The 15,679-nt window shown below is 65.7% G+C and carries 9 protein-coding genes; all 9 read left to right on the forward strand.

Going from position 1 to position 15,679, the window contains the following annotated elements:
- Positions 1–52: 52 nt before the first annotated feature.
- Positions 53–3,316: a DISARM system SNF2-like helicase DrmD gene (gene drmD, locus MX659_RS07675; protein ID WP_267192889.1), complete on the forward strand. Its 3,264-nt coding sequence runs from the start codon at positions 53–55 to the stop codon at positions 3,314–3,316.
- Positions 3,313–8,568 (forward strand): Eco57I restriction-modification methylase domain-containing protein, encoded by a 5,256-nt coding sequence (locus MX659_RS07680; protein WP_267192890.1) that lies wholly within the window; start codon positions 3,313–3,315, stop codon positions 8,566–8,568. Before drmD ends, MX659_RS07680 begins: the two co-directional genes overlap by 4 nt.
- Positions 8,565–9,206 (forward strand): type II toxin-antitoxin system toxin DNA ADP-ribosyl transferase DarT, encoded by a 642-nt coding sequence (gene darT / locus MX659_RS07685; protein WP_267192891.1) that lies wholly within the window; start codon positions 8,565–8,567, stop codon positions 9,204–9,206. The genes MX659_RS07680 and darT overlap by 4 nt, the downstream gene beginning before the upstream one ends.
- Entirely contained in the window at positions 9,206–10,300 is a 1,095-nt protein-coding gene (gene darG / locus MX659_RS07690) for a type II toxin-antitoxin system antitoxin DNA ADP-ribosyl glycohydrolase DarG (protein ID WP_267192892.1), read from the forward strand. The genes darT and darG overlap by 1 nt, the downstream gene beginning before the upstream one ends.
- Positions 10,301–10,446: 146 nt before the next feature.
- Complete coding sequence (locus MX659_RS07695) at positions 10,447–10,827, forward strand: GIY-YIG nuclease family protein (RefSeq protein WP_267192893.1); 381 nt, start codon at positions 10,447–10,449, stop codon at positions 10,825–10,827.
- A 24-nt stretch (positions 10,828–10,851) separates the two neighbouring features.
- Entirely contained in the window at positions 10,852–12,639 is a 1,788-nt protein-coding gene (locus MX659_RS07700) for a DUF262 domain-containing protein (RefSeq protein WP_267192894.1), read from the forward strand.
- Between the two features lie 200 nt (positions 12,640–12,839).
- Complete coding sequence (locus MX659_RS07705; protein ID WP_267192895.1) at positions 12,840–13,640, forward strand: type IV toxin-antitoxin system AbiEi family antitoxin domain-containing protein; 801 nt, start codon at positions 12,840–12,842, stop codon at positions 13,638–13,640.
- The gene (locus tag MX659_RS07710) at positions 13,637–14,578 is read left to right on the forward strand and encodes a nucleotidyl transferase AbiEii/AbiGii toxin family protein (protein ID WP_267192896.1); all 942 of its coding nucleotides are present in this window, start codon (positions 13,637–13,639) and stop codon (positions 14,576–14,578) included. Before MX659_RS07705 ends, MX659_RS07710 begins: the two co-directional genes overlap by 4 nt.
- A complete protein-coding gene (locus tag MX659_RS07715) occupies positions 14,575–15,678 on the forward strand; it encodes a DNA methyltransferase (RefSeq protein WP_267192897.1) in 1,104 nt (367 codons plus the stop codon). The genes MX659_RS07710 and MX659_RS07715 overlap by 4 nt, the downstream gene beginning before the upstream one ends.
- The last annotated feature ends 1 nt before the right edge of the window (position 15,679 follow it).

Below are 15,679 nucleotides of genomic sequence, written 5' to 3' on the forward strand. Positions count from 1 at the left end.
TCAGAGGGTTTTGCTACGCTAGGCGAAGCTTCCGACCCCTCCGGGAGGCGACATGGGGAACACCGTCGTGCCACGTCCAGGCATGTTCGCGGTGGTACGTAACCGCCGCGGCGTCATCGCTGCCGTCGAGCCGTTCGACGGTGAGCACGGGCGGACGCACGCGGTCACAATCGAGTACCGCGACGAGCTCTTTCCTCCGAGCCAGACGCTGATCTGGGAGCTTGAGGGGGCGCACGCCTCGGTTCTTGAACCGAACGCCCTGCCGGACCCGATGCGCGGCGAACCGATGCCGCCAGAGGACTTCGACGCACTCGTGCGGGCAGCTCGCTGGACGAGCGCGATGCCGTACCTCGATCCGGACGGCTCCGGTCCGCTCGGCCGGCTCCCGTTCCGAAGCCCGTTCCACGCTGCGGTCGAAGTCGACGACTACCAGCTCGTGCCACTGCTCAAGGCACTCAGGATGCCGCGCGTGCGCCTCCTGATTGCAGACGACGTGGGCCTCGGAAAGACAGTGGAGGCCGGCCTTATCCTCTCCGAGCTCCTCATCCGGCGACGCATCCAGCGCGTGCTGATTCTGACCCCGGCATCCCTACGGCTCCAATGGCGCGACGAGATGCGGGAGAAGTTCTCGCTCTCCTTCGAGCTCGTCGACCGTGAGCAGACCGAACAGCTCCGCCGCCGCCTAGGCATGGATGCGAACCCGTGGAGAGCGTTCCCCAGGATCATCGCATCGTACCACTACTTGCGCCAGCCTGACATCCTCGAGCAGTTCAACGCGGCGTGCAGAACACCGGACGACTCGCCGCGGCTCCCGTGGGATCTGCTCATCGTAGACGAATGCCACAATCTCATGCCGTCTTCGTTCGGCAAGGACTCTGACCTCGCAGAGATGCTTCGCATCATCGCACCGCGCTTCGAGCATCGGTTGTTCCTCTCAGCTACGCCGCACAACGGTCACACGCGCAGCTTCACGGGTCTGTTGGAGATACTCGACCCAGTGCGCTTCAGCGCTACGGACGAACTTAGGCCAGCAGAGCGCGCTCGTGTCGAGCAGCTCGTCATCCGGCGCCTGAAGCGCGAGATCAACGACCGGACCGACCCACCAAAGTTCTGCCGGCGCCTGGATCCCATCGCTCTCAGGCTCGACTTCTCACCAGAAGAAGCGGCGTTGACAGAAGCCTTCGACAAGTTCCGAGCGGCCATGCGGTCGTGGATCTCCCAAGGAGACGCGAAGAGGCGTCGTGCGGGCCACTTTGCCGTAGAGGTGCTCGGAAAGCGGCTCCTCTCCTGTCCCGTCGCGTTCGCCGATTCGTGGCGCCGGTGCAAAGAAGGGCTCGCGGCGCAGCAAGCGGCGACCGAGGCCGACGTCGACGTGGCGCGCAAGAGCGTCGAACGCGACACCGACGACGACCGCGAGGCCGCATCGCGCGAATCGGTCGCTGCAACGGTGGTAGGCGCATGGCTGGTGAAGGCAGCCCCGCACCTTGAAAACCACATCGCGACGATCGATCGGGCGCTTGCGCGACTCGGCCTCGACAGCGACCGCGCCGACAGCTTCGCCGACCTCGACCCCGTCCGCGACGCACGCTTCGACGCGCTCGTCACGCTCATCGAAAAGCTCCTGCGCTCAGATGGCCGCTGGCGCGACGACGAGCGCCTCGTCGTATTCACCGAGTACAAGACGACGCTCGACTACCTGGCCCGCCGACTGAGAGAGCGTTACGAGGACAAACGCGTCCTGACGCTCTTCGGTGGCATGGACGACGCCGACCGCGAGGCAGTGAAACGGGCGTTCAACAATCCCGCAGACGCCGTGCGCGTGCTCATCGCAACCGACGCAGCCGCGGAAGGATTGAACCTCCAGCAGACCGCACGATACCTCTTGCACTTCGACTTGCCCTGGAACCCAAGCAAGACCGAGCAGCGGAACGGCCGACTCGATCGCCACGGTCAGGCTCGCGACGTGCAGATCTTCCACTTTGCCAGCGAGACTGACGACGATCTTCGGTTCCTAGCGCACGTGATGCGGAAAGCGAACGACATCCGCGAAGACCTGGGCAGCGCGAACGAGCTCTTTGACACCGTGATCCATCGGAAGCTCATTGACGGTGAGTCCATGGGTGCGGTCGAACACGACCTTGATCGTGGGCTTACCGTCGTTCGTGGGCGCGCGAGCATCGAGGCAGACGACACGGTCGCGACGGGCGAGGAGGATGCCTCGGCCGCCCAGCAGCTGGAAGCGCTGGCCAAAGAGCTCGACCTTGACCCAGAGGCGACCCGATGCACGCTGGAAGCCGCGCTCGCCAAACGCGCGGGCCGGCCACAGCTGGAACTCTCACAAGAACCGGGGTGTTGGCGACTCATCAACCCCGACCTACCAGGCTGGCGCGAGGTCGTCGACGAGAGCCTGCGCGTTGATGCGGGCGCAGGAGGGCGCGGAGCTGTCAGGCGCCTAGCGTTCGATCCGGGCCCCTTCGTGAAGGCGATCGGCGACGGAGGCCGGACCGTCTTCAATCCGCGTGCCGACGTCGCGCTCATGCACCTCTCGCACCCGATGCTCGAACGCGCCTTCTCGATGCTGTCACGCGCACGCTTCCCGAGCAGCGGCGAGGAGGTGTCCCGCTGGACGGTCCGGGTGGGCGACGTGCCAGCGGAGGCTGACGCGCTTGTACTCCTGTCAGTCGAGGAGCTGGGCGTGAACGAGCTTCGCGAGACCTTCCACCACTGGGTACGGACCATCGCCTTCCCTGTGCGCAGCGGGCGACTCAGCAAACCGCTCGACCACCGGCCCGCGATCGCTCTCCGCAACGCGAAGCCGACGACAGACGCCGAACTCGTGGAGCGTGCGCGACAAGTATTCGAAGACGTCGCGCCAGACTTGACGGCTTTCATCACGCAGCACGCAAGGAGACTCACTGACGCGTTGACCGCCGTGCTGTCTGAAGAGGGCCAGCAACAGCGCCAGGAAGAGCTGGAGCGCTACCGCTCGCGTTCCGCCGAGATACTGACACTCATCAACGAGAGCACGCTTGCCAAGCTCGAGCGCGAGATCGAGGACCTTAAGCGCCAGCAGGCTCAAGGCGTCTTGTTCGATGAAGAGGGGGCGCTCGATAGGCTGGCTGCAGACATCGAGGCGAAAGAGGCCGAAATCGACCGCCGGCGCCGGACCTACGAGGAAGTCCGCGAGCAACTGGAGCGCGAACGCGAGCGTATCACCAAGTTCCTGCTGCCGAAACGCTACGCCATGGCAGGCGACGCACACGTCTTCCCGGTCTGCGTTGAAATCCGTCTACCTGACCAGGGAGGCGCACGATGATCCCGGGCTGGGAGCTCCTTCGTCACGGCGGGCTGCTGCTCGACCCACCGCGCCTGCGCCAGCTGGCCGACCATGTCGCGCCACCCCTCAGCGAATACCAGGAGCGCGAGCTACGCCGCTTGACCGACGCGCTGCTTGCCGAGACCACGGCGTCTGGCGACAGCATCTCGAAGTACGTGACTTACGTGCTGCAAGACATATGCGGCTTCGACGCTGACGCCGGCGGCACGTGGCTGCGCGGCTCTGGAGTGGGCGCCGAGTTCAGCACGAAAGCCTTCACGGGCGAGACAGTGAAGCCCCGGCACCTGTGGCGCGCCCCCGACGGCGCCCCTGCGCTGCCTGTCTTCATCGACACCGAGCGCCGCATCGGCGTGGGGCGCGGTCGTCGCGTCGTCAGCCATGCGCTCCAGTGGCTGCGCGCGAAGGGACACCGCTTGGCGCTCGTCACGAACGGTCGCCAGTGGCGCATCGTCTTTGCCGGCCTGGACTTCGACGCGTTCGCGGAAGCCGATGCTGAGCTGTTCTTCGAGGAGGGCGCCCCGAGCGATCACCTCATCGCACTTCGTACGCTGCTACAACCGGCGCTGTGGACGCCACCAGCATCCGAGGCGCCAGGACTGCTTGAGCAGGCGGTCCTCGACGCGCGGAAGGGCCAGGCAGAGCTTTCATCAGTGCTGGGCGAGCGCGTCCGTCAAGCAGTCGAGGAGCTTGTAGAGGCGCACGCGCCCGAGCTCGCAGACTACGTGTCCGGTCTTCCGCCTGAGGAGGCCGGCCGAGCACCCGCCGACGTCTACCGCGCAGCGGTGCGCGTCATCATGCGCCTGGTCGTGGTGCTGTTCGCCGAGTCGCGCGACCTGCTGCCGCGTGAGAATGCGCTGTACCACGAAAGCTACGGCCTCGCCGGACTGATCGACGAGCTTTCCCGCCATGCAGGCTCCCGTAGCGGCCGCCTGGCTCGAAGCTATGCGGCATGGCCGCGCATCCTCGCGCTCTTCCGTCTCGTGTACGAGGGTTCATCACACCCGGCCCTGCCCGTACCTGCGTACGGAGGAGAGCTGTTCGCCCCAGGGGACCCCTCGAGCCCAGATGGTCTCTCTCGCGCGCTCGCCATCTTCGAGCAGGCGTGCTTCAAGCGGGAGTGCGTGGCCGATAAGGATGTCTGGCGCATCCTCGAGCTCATCACACGCACGAGGGTGAGGATCCGCCAGGGCCGTGCGAGCACCTGGGTGCCGAGCCCCGTGGACTTCTCCGACCTCTCCAGCGAGTACATCGGCATCCTCTACGAAGGTCTGCTCGACTACGAGCTCAAGCGTGCCGACGACGATCCGGTGGTGTTCCTCTCCGTCGGCAACGCCCCAGCGCTGCCCCTGTCACGCCTGGAGGCGATGGACGACAAGGCCATCCGAGACCTTCTGGAGAATCTGAATAAGACTGACAAGGACGAGGAACCCGAAGAAGAAGCGGCGGAAGAGGAGCCCGAAGGGGGCGCAGACGAGGAGGCAACGATCGGCGAGGAGGCCGAGTTGCCCGACGAGGTGGTCTCCGACGACGAGCTCGCCCCCGATCTGATCGCCGCCGAGGTCGCCGACGCCCGCCGCTCGGCCCGTGAGCGCGCGGACGCCTGGGCGCGTCGCGCGGTCGTGGCGGCCGGGCTCGTGCGCAGACCTCGCGGCGCAGACACCCCCGAACGCCGCCTGCGCCACGAACAGGACGTCGCGCGCGCCGCGCGTGCACTGCTCGCCCGCGACATCGTGCTGCCCGGCGAGTGGTACGTCGTGCGCTGGGGCGGCACGCGCAAGGGCGCCGGCACGTACTACACGCGCCCGGGTCTCGCGGTCCCCACCGTGCAGCGCACGCTGCGCCCGCTCGCCTACGACCCGCCCACGCGCGCCGACGGCACGCCCAACCCCGACGCGCCGCCGTCTGCGTGGACGCCCAAGCGCCCTGAGGAGATCCTCGCGCTCAAGGTGGTGGACCCCGCGTGCGGCTCGGGCACTTTCCCGGTCGCGGCGCTGCGCTACCTCACCGAGGCGCTCTACGAGTCGCTGCTCTTCCACGACCGCGTCTCTGATGACGCAGGCCGTGAGCGCGCCATCGTGCGCCTCATCGAGCCGCCCGAAGGTGAGCCGACCCCTGAGGAGCGCCTCACCCAGGAGCTCGTGCCGTGCCGCAGCACCGACGCCGAGTTCGAGCCGCGCCTCAAAGCCCTGCTTCGCCGCCACGTGGTGGAGCGCTGCATCTACGGCGTGGACCTCGACCCGCTCGCTGTCGAGCTTGCGCGCCTGTCGCTCTGGATCGAGACGATGGACCGGCAGCTGCCGTTTTCCTTCCTCGACCACAAGGTCAAGTGCGGCAACGCGCTTACAGGCGCGTGGTTCGACACCTTCCGGCACTACCCGGTGATGGCGTTCAAGAACCGCGAGGGCGGCGACAAGGGGCACGGCAACGGCGTGCACTTCGAGAAGAACGCGCGCACCAAGGCGCTCAAGGCGTTCGCGTCCGGCCCGCTCAAGTCCGACCTCGCGCGCTTCCTGTCCGGCCCATCGCTCTTCGACCCGCGTGATACCGCCGCCGAGGCCGCGACCGTCCACGACGAGGCGCTTGCCGCCCTCGCGCGCCTGCATGAGCTTCCCGTGCACGACGCCGCCGAGCGCGCCCGCATCTACCGCGAGGAGCTCGTGGGCTCGCCCGCGTACCGCCAGCTCAAAGAGGCGATGGACCTGTGGTGCGCGTGCTGGTTCTGGCCCGCCGACGAGCTCGAGCACGCCCCGCTTCCCACCACGCTGCACGACCCGGGCGAGCAGACCCGCGCGATCGCCCGGCGCATCGCCGCCGAGAAGCGCTTCTTCCATTGGGAGCTCGAGTTCCCGGATGTGTTCCGCGAGGCGGGAAGCGGTTTCGACGCGGTGCTCGGCAACCCGCCGTGGGACATCGCCAAGCCCAACTCCAAAGAGTACTTCAGCAACATCGACCCGCTTTACCGCTCCTATGGCAAGCAGGAGGCGCTGCGCAAGCAGACCGAGTACTTCGCCGAGGAGGCCGTCGAGCGCGGGTGGCTCGACTACAACGCGGACTTCCGCGCGCAGTCCAACTTCATGAAGTACGCGGCGAGCCCGTTCGGCGACCCGCAAGGCGCCGAGACGAGCGGGGACCGCTTCGCCATCTCGCGCGGGCGCGAGAACGACGCGCTGCACGGGCGCTGGCGCGACCTTCGGCGCGCAAGCCGCGGGTACGCGGACGCCGCGCACCCGTTCCGCCATCAGGGCTCAGCAGATATCAACCTCTACAAGCTCTTCCTGGAGGCCGCCCACGCGCTGCTGCGGCGCGGCGGGCGGCTCGGCTTCATCGTGCCCTCGGGGCTGTACTCCGACCACGGCACCGGCGCGCTGCGCGAGCTGTTCTTGGACCGCTGCCGCTGGGAGTGGCTCTTCGGCTTCGAGAACAAGGAAGGCATCTTCGACATCCACCGCTCGTTCAAGTTCAACCCCGTCATCATCGAGAAGGGCGGGCGCACCGCAGCCATCCGCACGGCGTTCATGCGCCGCGCGCTCGAGGACTGGGAGCGTGCCGAGGAGTTCGCCGTGCCGTACACGCGCGAGCAGGTCGAGCGCTTCAGCCCCAAGAGCCGCGCCATCCTTGAGATCCAGTCCGCGCGCGACTTGGAAATCCTCGAGAAGATCTACGCGAACTCGGTGCTCTTGGGCGATGACGGCCCCGACGGCTGGGGCGTGACGTACGCACGCGAGTTCGACATGACGAACGACTCGAAGCTCTTCCCGCCGCGCCCGGTATGGGAGGCCAAGGGCTACCGCCCCGACGAGTACAGCCGCTGGCTGCTCGGCCGCTGGCGCCCCATCGAGGAGCTGTGGGCCGAGCTCGGCGTCGACCCCGCGCGCGTCGTGCCCGCCGAGGTCGAGCTCGAGGAGTGGCTGTTCGACACCACCGCCGGCCCCGAGCGCCGCGAGGCCGAGGAGCGGTTCGTGCACGGCCACCTGCTCAAGCCCGGCGACGTCGCGCGCACGCCGTGGCGGCTGCGCTGCGCCCAGCCACCCTACGACGCGCTGCCGATCCCGCGCGCGGAGATCCCGGCGGGAATCGTGCTCTCGCGCGAGGGGGACGCGTGGGTGCGCGAAGACGAGGTCGAGGACGTGGCGCTGCCGCTGTACCAAGGGAAGATGATTTACATCGACAACTGGGCTCTCTCGGAGGGTTCCTTCGATGTTCCTCAGAGTGATCTTGCGGATGCCGAGTATCTAATCGGCGCGGTTGATTGGGGGGTGCCGCCCCTCAGGAATACTCGGCTCGCGTTTCGGGACATAGCGCGAGCAACGGACAAGCGCACTCTGATATCGACAGTCATCCCAGGGTTGCCGTGCGGCAACAAGGTTCCGCTGTTGACCGAAGATGATTCGCGCGATGACGCCCGCCTCGTCATGCAAGCTGTGCTCGGAACCTACTGGGCCGACTGGGCCGCCAGACAGCGTGTCGCCGCCGCCCATATTAACTGGCACGTCGCCAGTTCGTTTGCCGTGCTGCGACCAGATCTCGTGCCACCGGGGCTGGTGCGAGACGCTGCGCTACTCCTCTTCGGCGGCCGTGTCTTCGCGACGTCGGCCGTCCGGCTCGGTTTGCCCGATGCATGCGTCCTGACTGCGCGCACTCGATTGGAACGATATCGTCGGCGCATTGCCCTCTCCGCAGTTGTTGCTTGTGCCTTAGGGCTCGACTGGGACAACGTCACCCATATCCTCAGCGATGTCTGTCTGCCCGCAGTCAGCTCCGACCTCGACGCAAGAGGCTTCTGGCGCGTCGACAAGGACAAGGACCCCGAGCTGCGCCACACGGTGCTCACGCTCGTCGCCTTCCACGACCTCGAGGAGAAGATCCGCGCGTGCGGCGGCGACCGCGACGCCGGCATCGAGGCGTTCCTCGGTCAGAACGAGGGCGAGGGGTGGATGCTGCCGGAGACGCTTCGGCTCGCCGACTACGGCCTCGGCCACGACGAGCGCGCGAAGCACCCGCAGCCGGTCGCGAGCCGGCTGGGGCCGCGGTTCTACGACTGGCAGCTCGCGCAGAGCGCGGAGGAGTCGTGGCGCGAGTGCCACCTGCACGCGCGCAACCTGCTCGGCGAGCAGGGCTACCGCGAGCTGCTCGACGAGATCGCGGCGCGCGAGCGCGGCGAGGAACCGGGGCGTGTGGAGGAGCCGCCGGCGTCGCTGCTGGATGAGGGAAGGCAGGGGGCGCTGTGGTGAGCCTGAATCTCAGTCCGGAGCAGGCGCGGATCTTCCGTATCACTCACATCGACAACATGCCGTGGATTCTGCGCAACGGACTGCACTGCCCCTCATCGGCCACGCGCGATCCCAACTTCGTGATGATCGGCAACCCGGACATCATCGGCAAGCGCACTTCCAAGTGCGTGCCGATTCCACCAGATGGCGTCCTCGAAGACTACGTGCCTTTCTACTTCACTCCATGCTCAGTGATGCTCTACAACATCGTGACGGGCTACAACGGCCTCACTCGCCGGGACCCGGACGACATCGTGATCATGGTGTCCTCAGTCGCTCGACTCCAAGAGTGTGGCGTGGACTTCGTCTTCACGGACCGGCACGCCTTGGTGCAATACGCCAAGTTCTTCAGCGATGTCAGCGCCCTCGATACAATCGACTGGGAGCTGCTGAGGGCACGGGATTTCGCCCGCTCGGACAAGGACCCGGGCAAGGTTGAGCGCTATCAGGCCGAAGTCCTGGCTCATCAGTCGGTGCCGGTCGAAGCGCTGCTGGGCATTGCCTGCTACTCTGAAGCGAGCGAACGACGGGTGCTGATGATGCTCGCGGCGGCAGGATCCGACCTGAGGGTAGAAGTGAAGAGGGACTGGTTCTTCTGATGATCACCTACACCACCGGCAACCTGTTCGAGGCTCAAGCTGACGCCCTTGTGAACACCGTCAACGAGGTAGGCGTGATGGGCAAGGGCGTCGCGTTGCAGTTCAAGGAATCCTTCCCGGGTGCCGCGTGTTCTTACATCGACGCGGCGAAGCGAGGCGATGTTAAGGTCGGGCGAGTGTTCGTCACTGAGAGCCATAGTCTCTCCGGGCCTCGCTGGATCATCCACTTCCCGACCAAACGTCATTGGCGGCATCCGTCCAAGCTGGAGTGGGTACGGGAAGGCCTGGATGACTTGAGGCGCGTGATTGTCGAGCTTGGGATCAGCTCGATCGCCCTGCCGCCGCTGGGTTGCGGCAACGGGGGGCTTGACTGGGCGGATGTCAGACCCGTGATCGAGAGCGCGCTCGGAGACCTGGAGGGCGTCGAAGTCGTCGTGTACGAGCCGTCCGCTCGATACGCGACGGCACCGAAGCAGCATGGTGTCGAGCAGCTTACGCCGGCGCGTGCACTTGTGGCCGAGATGGTCCGGCGCTATTCGGTGCTCGGAATGGGATGCACCAACCTCGAGGTGCAGAAGCTTGCGTGGTTCCTGCAACGTGCGTTCACAGCGCTCGGAACCAAGGACCCGCTTCGCCTGCGATTCGCGGCCAACAAGTACGGCCCCTATTCGGACCAGTTGCGGCATCTCCTCGATGCGATCGATGGCAGCTACCTGCACAGCGAGAAGCGCCTCAGCGAGGCAGGGCCGTTCGAGCCGCTGCACTTCGTGGACGAGAAGCGTGAACTCGTGAAGCGCTATCTGGAGGACGAGGCCCAGGAGTATCTGCCAGCGCTCGAGGCGACGACGCACTACATCGATGGATTCGAATCACCGCTTGGCATGGAACTGCTTGCCACGGTGGACTGGCTTGTCACTCAACAGCATTGTGAGGCGCGAGCGGACGCGATTCGCTCGGCGCTCGGTTCGTGGCCCGGGGGCAGGTCTGCCGGCACGCGCAAGCAGCAGATGTTCGACGACGCGATGATCGAGGCGGCGCTCGAGCGAGTCCAAGAGGGCATACAAACAGGTCAACCACAACTGCCGCTGTTCTAGGCGAGGGCCCGATGCACGCGGTTGATGGGTGCGAAAGAACCTTCCGCGAGCTTGCGGATGAGGTACTGCCTGGCCACATGGCCGAGCTGTATCGTTGCATGGCTTCGCCCCGCCCGATGCTGGACTTCGCACAGAAGGGGATCGGTGTGCGGACCCTCTTGCGAGAAGCAGGCCGCGCTTCGGACTTCCCTGGCTGCTACGTGATGCTTGACGCGGGCCGCCCGTTCTACGTCGGCATTTCGCGCAAGGTGTTCACGCGCCTTCGGCAGCACGTCCTCGCGGACACTCACCACAGCGCGACGCTGGCGTACCGCATGGCGGCCAAGTGGACGGGTCACTCGATGCGGCGCTCGGAAGCCATGGCGGACCCCGATTTCAAGCGCGAGTTCGACCGGGCGCGAGAGAAGATCCGCTCGCTTGACGTGGCGTACGTAGAGATCGATAACCCTCTGGTGTTGCACGTGTTCGAGGCGTACGCGGCGCTCGAGCTTGGCACCGGGGAGTGGAACACGTTCGAGACTCACTGAGACCGGCTACCTAAGGGAGGACCCGTGGCATTCCAGACACCAATCACCATCGATCGCGCCCTGCAAGGGATCACAACGCATGAGTACGTCCTCCCCGCCATCCAGCGTGAGTTCGTCTGGAAGCCTGAGCAGATCTGCGCGTTCTTCGACAGCCTGATGCGCCGATATCCGATCGGGTCGTTCTTGTTCTGGGAGATCCCGGTCGCCGATCTCGGCGACTACGTCTTCTATGACTTCATCCGTGCCTACCACGAGCAGCGCAGCGCCCACTGCCCGGTCGTTCGTTCTGATGAATTGCCGACCGGCAAGCCGGTGACCGCGATCCTCGACGGACAGCAGCGCATGACCGCGATCAACATCGGGTTGCGGGGAAGCTATGCCCGGCGTCTGCCGCGCAAGTCGTGGAACAACCCGGATGCGTATCCGGAGAAGCGTCTCTATCTCAACATCGCAGCACCCGCGCAGGACAACGATCAGAAGCTCGCGTATGACTTCCGCTTCCTCACGGAGAAGGAGGCCAAGGAGGGCAACGCGGAGGATGGTGCTCACTGGTTCTTGGTGCCGAAGATCCGCGAGCTGACTGACGGCACCGACTCGGTGGGCATCTTCTCCTACATCCAGGAAGCAGGACTGGCAGCTGACAACAAGTTCGCATTCCAGGCGCTCGATCGGCTCCGCCAGCTGGTCTTCCAGGACGGCGTGATCAGCTACTACGCGGTCGAGGACCGCGAGCTGGACAACGTGCTCGACATCTTCATCCGCGTGAACAGTGGCGGTACCGTGCTGTCCTACTCAGACCTGCTGCTCAGTATCGCCACCGCGCAGTGGACGGAGCGCGATGCTCGTCAGGAGATCCACGCGCTCGTTGACGAAGTCAACGCGACCGGTCAGGGCTTCGGCTTCACCAAAGACGTCGTGCTCAAGGCGGGGCTCGTTCTTAGTGACATCGGCGACATCCGGTTCAAGGTCACCAACTTCAACCAAACGAACATGCACCTGCTCGAGCAAGGTTGGGACACGATCGGGGCGTCGCTTAAGCTGGGAGCGAAGCTGCTCGCGTCATTCGGGTTCAGCGAGCGCACCCTCGGCGCAGACTACGTGTTGTTGCCCATCGCCTACTACGTCAGGCATCGCGGCCTGGATGAGACGTACCTGTCGTCAGAGGCGTATGCGAGCGACCGAGAGCGACTGCGGGCATGGGTGCTGCGTTCGTTGCTCAAGCCCGGCGTGTGGGGATCGGGTCAGGACACGCTGTTGGGGGCGCTACGCAAGGCCATTCGCGACCATGGGTCGGCCGGTTTCCCTGTCGATCAGATCGAGGCCGCGATGGCCGGACTGGGCAAGAGTCTGCGGTTCGGTGCCGAGGAGATCGACGCGCTGCTCGACTTGCAGTATGGCAAACCCCGGACGTTCGTGACTCTGTCGCTGCTGTACCCCAAGTTCAGTTTCGAGAGCGAGGTCCACGTCGATCACGTCTTCCCACAGAAGATGTTCTACAAGAAGTCGCTCGCAGCCGCAGGCGTGCCGCAGGCGCACTTCGACGACTACTTGGCTCTGATGAACGGCCTACCGAACCTGCAGCTGCTGCCGGGCAAGGCCAACATCAAGAAGCAAGACATGATGCCTCGCGATTGGATCGAGTCGCTCGACTCAGGGAGCGACGAGGCCCAGGCGGCGGCGCGGCGCGAAGCATACCTCACTGAGCATGATCTTCACGGCCTGCCCGATTCGATGCTCAAGTTCCCCGAGTTCTACGAGACTCGCAAGGCGCGCATGCGGGAACGGCTGGAGCGGCTCCTGGGAGTGCGGTAGACATCTGTGGCCCAACCCGTGTCTATAGCACAATCTTTAGGCAAGCACCCGAGGCGACAGCGCGTGCCTCTACGAAAGACCCAGGAGCATGTAGATTGCGCGCGACGGGGCTTGCGCCGACGCGACAGCGACCCGGCGCAGTAATGCTCGGTGTTGTGCTATCCTCGTAATGCGTAAAAATCTACGCATTGGGAGACTGCGTGAACACCAACACAGGGTTGACGACGCTCCGCTTCCTTGAGAGCCACGAGGTGTTCACTCTCGACGACTTCATGGAAGCCGTGGGCCAAGGCACGTCCGAGCGCACCCGCTACGCCAATCTCTGCAACGCCGTGCGCCGCGGCCAGGCATATCGGATCAGGCGCGGGCTGTACGCCTCGAACATCGGCGCCTATCGCGACAGAGTCCCCAATGTCGCGCTCGTCGCATCGAAAGCAGCACCGGATGCCGTCGTGAGCCACCACTCGGCGCTTGAGGCGCACGGTGTGGCGCATTCACCGCTGCGAACCGTCTACTTCACTGCCCCGACCAAGGTGTCGGACTTCGAGGTGCGCGGCTATCGGTTCCACCGGGTCGCGCCGCCTGATGTCTCGCCCGAGCTGCTGTGCGAATTCGTGACCCGCGTACGCGTGGGTGACGTGCTCGTGCCGGTGACCAGCCGGGAACGCACGCTCGTCGAATGCCTCGCCAACGTCAAGCTCGCCGGTGGACTCGAGGAGCTGCTGCGCAGTCTCGGCGGCTTCACTACGATGTCCGCCGATCGCGCGTGGCGCTATGCTGCTGCGCTCGGCTCCCCCACGGTGGCGGCTCGGCTGGGTTGGACGCTGGAGCTGTTCGGCGATCTTTGGGAGCCGGATGCTCGCGTTCTCGACGAGATGCGCGCATTTCTTGGGAGAGGCACCTATCGGCTCGGGGACGTCCGGTCGCCGAGCCGCTTCGTGTCGCGGTGGCGACTCTACGTCCCCGACGGCGTACCGTACGAGGATTGGGTGCGAGGATGACGCGCCCGATCCTTAACGCGCCGGTCGGGTTCTCCAAGCCGGTCATCGACAAGGTCGAGCGGCTGCTCGAGATCCTTTCGGCGCTCCATGATGACCCCATGCTGACAGACGCGTTCGTGCTCCACGGCGGCACGGCCCTGAACCTCTTCCACGACGACGCTCCGCGCCTCTCTGTCGACATCGACCTGCTCTTCGTCGCCGAGCCCGAGCTCGCGGCCATGCGCCGCGCACGGCCCGATGTCGATGCTCGATTCCGGCGCGTGGTCGAGGGGCTTGGCTACCTCGTACAGGGAACGAATGACGAGCACAGCGGGCAGACGTACCGCGTGAAGTACCCGGGCGATTACGTGAAGGTCGATGTGAGCTACCTGGCTCGGGTGCCTCTCCTGCAGCCCGAGCTGCGGGTCTGCACTCTTTCGGAACCTCACGTTCCGTTCCCGACCCTCCGCTTTCCAGAGCTTGTTGCAGGAAAAGTGAAAGCGCTCTTGGAGCGGACGGCCGCACGTGATCTCTATGACCTCTGGAGAATCGCAGTGCGGCACCCTTTCCACTTCGTGGACCCGCTCGCTCGAGCCTGTGCAATCTACGCGATGAGCGCGTCCGATCCCTTCCCATACACAAAGCGACCCGCCGATGCGCTGGCCCGGTTTGAGAACCCGGCGGCCGACCTCGCAGAGCCGCTGTACGCGATGCTGCGCCCGGGTGATACGCCTGAGTTCAGCGAGATGGTCTCGGTGGTCCGCTCGTGGCTGGCGCCCCTCGGCAACACGACGCGCGCAGAAGCGGAGTACATGCGGCTTCTCGAAGACCGTGCCGAATTCAGACCAGAGCTGCTGTTCGGCGAAGACTCCGAAACGGCCTCGCGGGCGCTCCAAGACCCGGTGATGGCGTGGAAGGTCCAGAACCTCGCGAAGCGTGGACAGGGAGGCGGCAGATGAACGCCTCTGCCCTCGCGTCCCACCCTCTTAATACTGTCGCGCCGTACTACACGATGTTCCGCCCGGAGTTCCCGCTGGCAGCGCTCGAGGGCGCGAGCGGCTGGGTGCTCGACCCGTTCTGCGGCCGCGGCACCACCAACTTCGCTGCCCGGCTGCTCGGGCTGCCATCAGTCGGCATCGACGCGAGTCCGGTCGCTGTGGCCATCGCCTCGGCCAAGCTGGTTTCGGTCGATGCTAAGCGGGTCGTCGCCCTCGCTCACGATCTCATCATGCAGCACGCAGACGCCGTCGAGCCTCCAGCCGGAGAGTTCTGGGAGCTCGCGTACCATCCCGACACGCTGCGTGAGCTGTGCGCGATCCGCGAGGGGCTGCGCGCCGCCGATTCCGCCGACCCCACGGCCGTGATGCTGCGAGCGATCATGCTCGGCGCGCTTCACGGACCCTGCGGCAAGCACGTGCAGAGCTACCTCTCGAACCAGATGCCGCGCACCTACGCCACCAAACCGGCTGGCGCCGTGCGTTTCTGGCGAGCACGCGGCATGCAGCCGTCACGCATACCAGTGCTCGACGTGGTTGCCAGGCGCGCCACCCGAGCGTGCGACAGCACACTCCCCTCGGCACGCGGCTGCATCCTTCACGCCGACGCGCGAAGGATAGAGATGCCGCCCGGAGCGGGCCCCTTCTCGCACATCGTGACTTCGCCGCCGTACTACGGCATGCGCACCTATGTCAGCGACCAGTGGCTGCGGCACTGGTTCCTAGGCGGCCCGCCGCGCCCGGACTACGCGGCTGACCGCCAGCTCGAGTCGGCGAACCCCGAGCGCTTCGCCGCAGATCTGGCGCTGGTCTGGAGCCGCGTCGCACAGTGGGCCAGGCCCGGATGTCGCCTCACTGTCCGCTTCGGTGCAGTCCCGAGCGTTCCGTCCGAGCCCGAATCTCTCATCGTCAGCTCTTTGGAGAGCTCGGATGCCGGCTGGCGCATCATGCGGGTCTCCACTGCAGGTGCAGCTGACAGAGGAAGACGCCAGGCTCAACAGTTCGGATTCGTGCGGAGCAAGCCGATAACAGAAATCGACGTGTTCGCCATGCTGAGGGGGTAAC

It is taken from the genome of Parvivirga hydrogeniphila (assembly GCF_023371205.1).
Lineage (GTDB): Bacteria > Actinomycetota > Coriobacteriia > Anaerosomatales > Anaerosomataceae > Parvivirga > Parvivirga hydrogeniphila.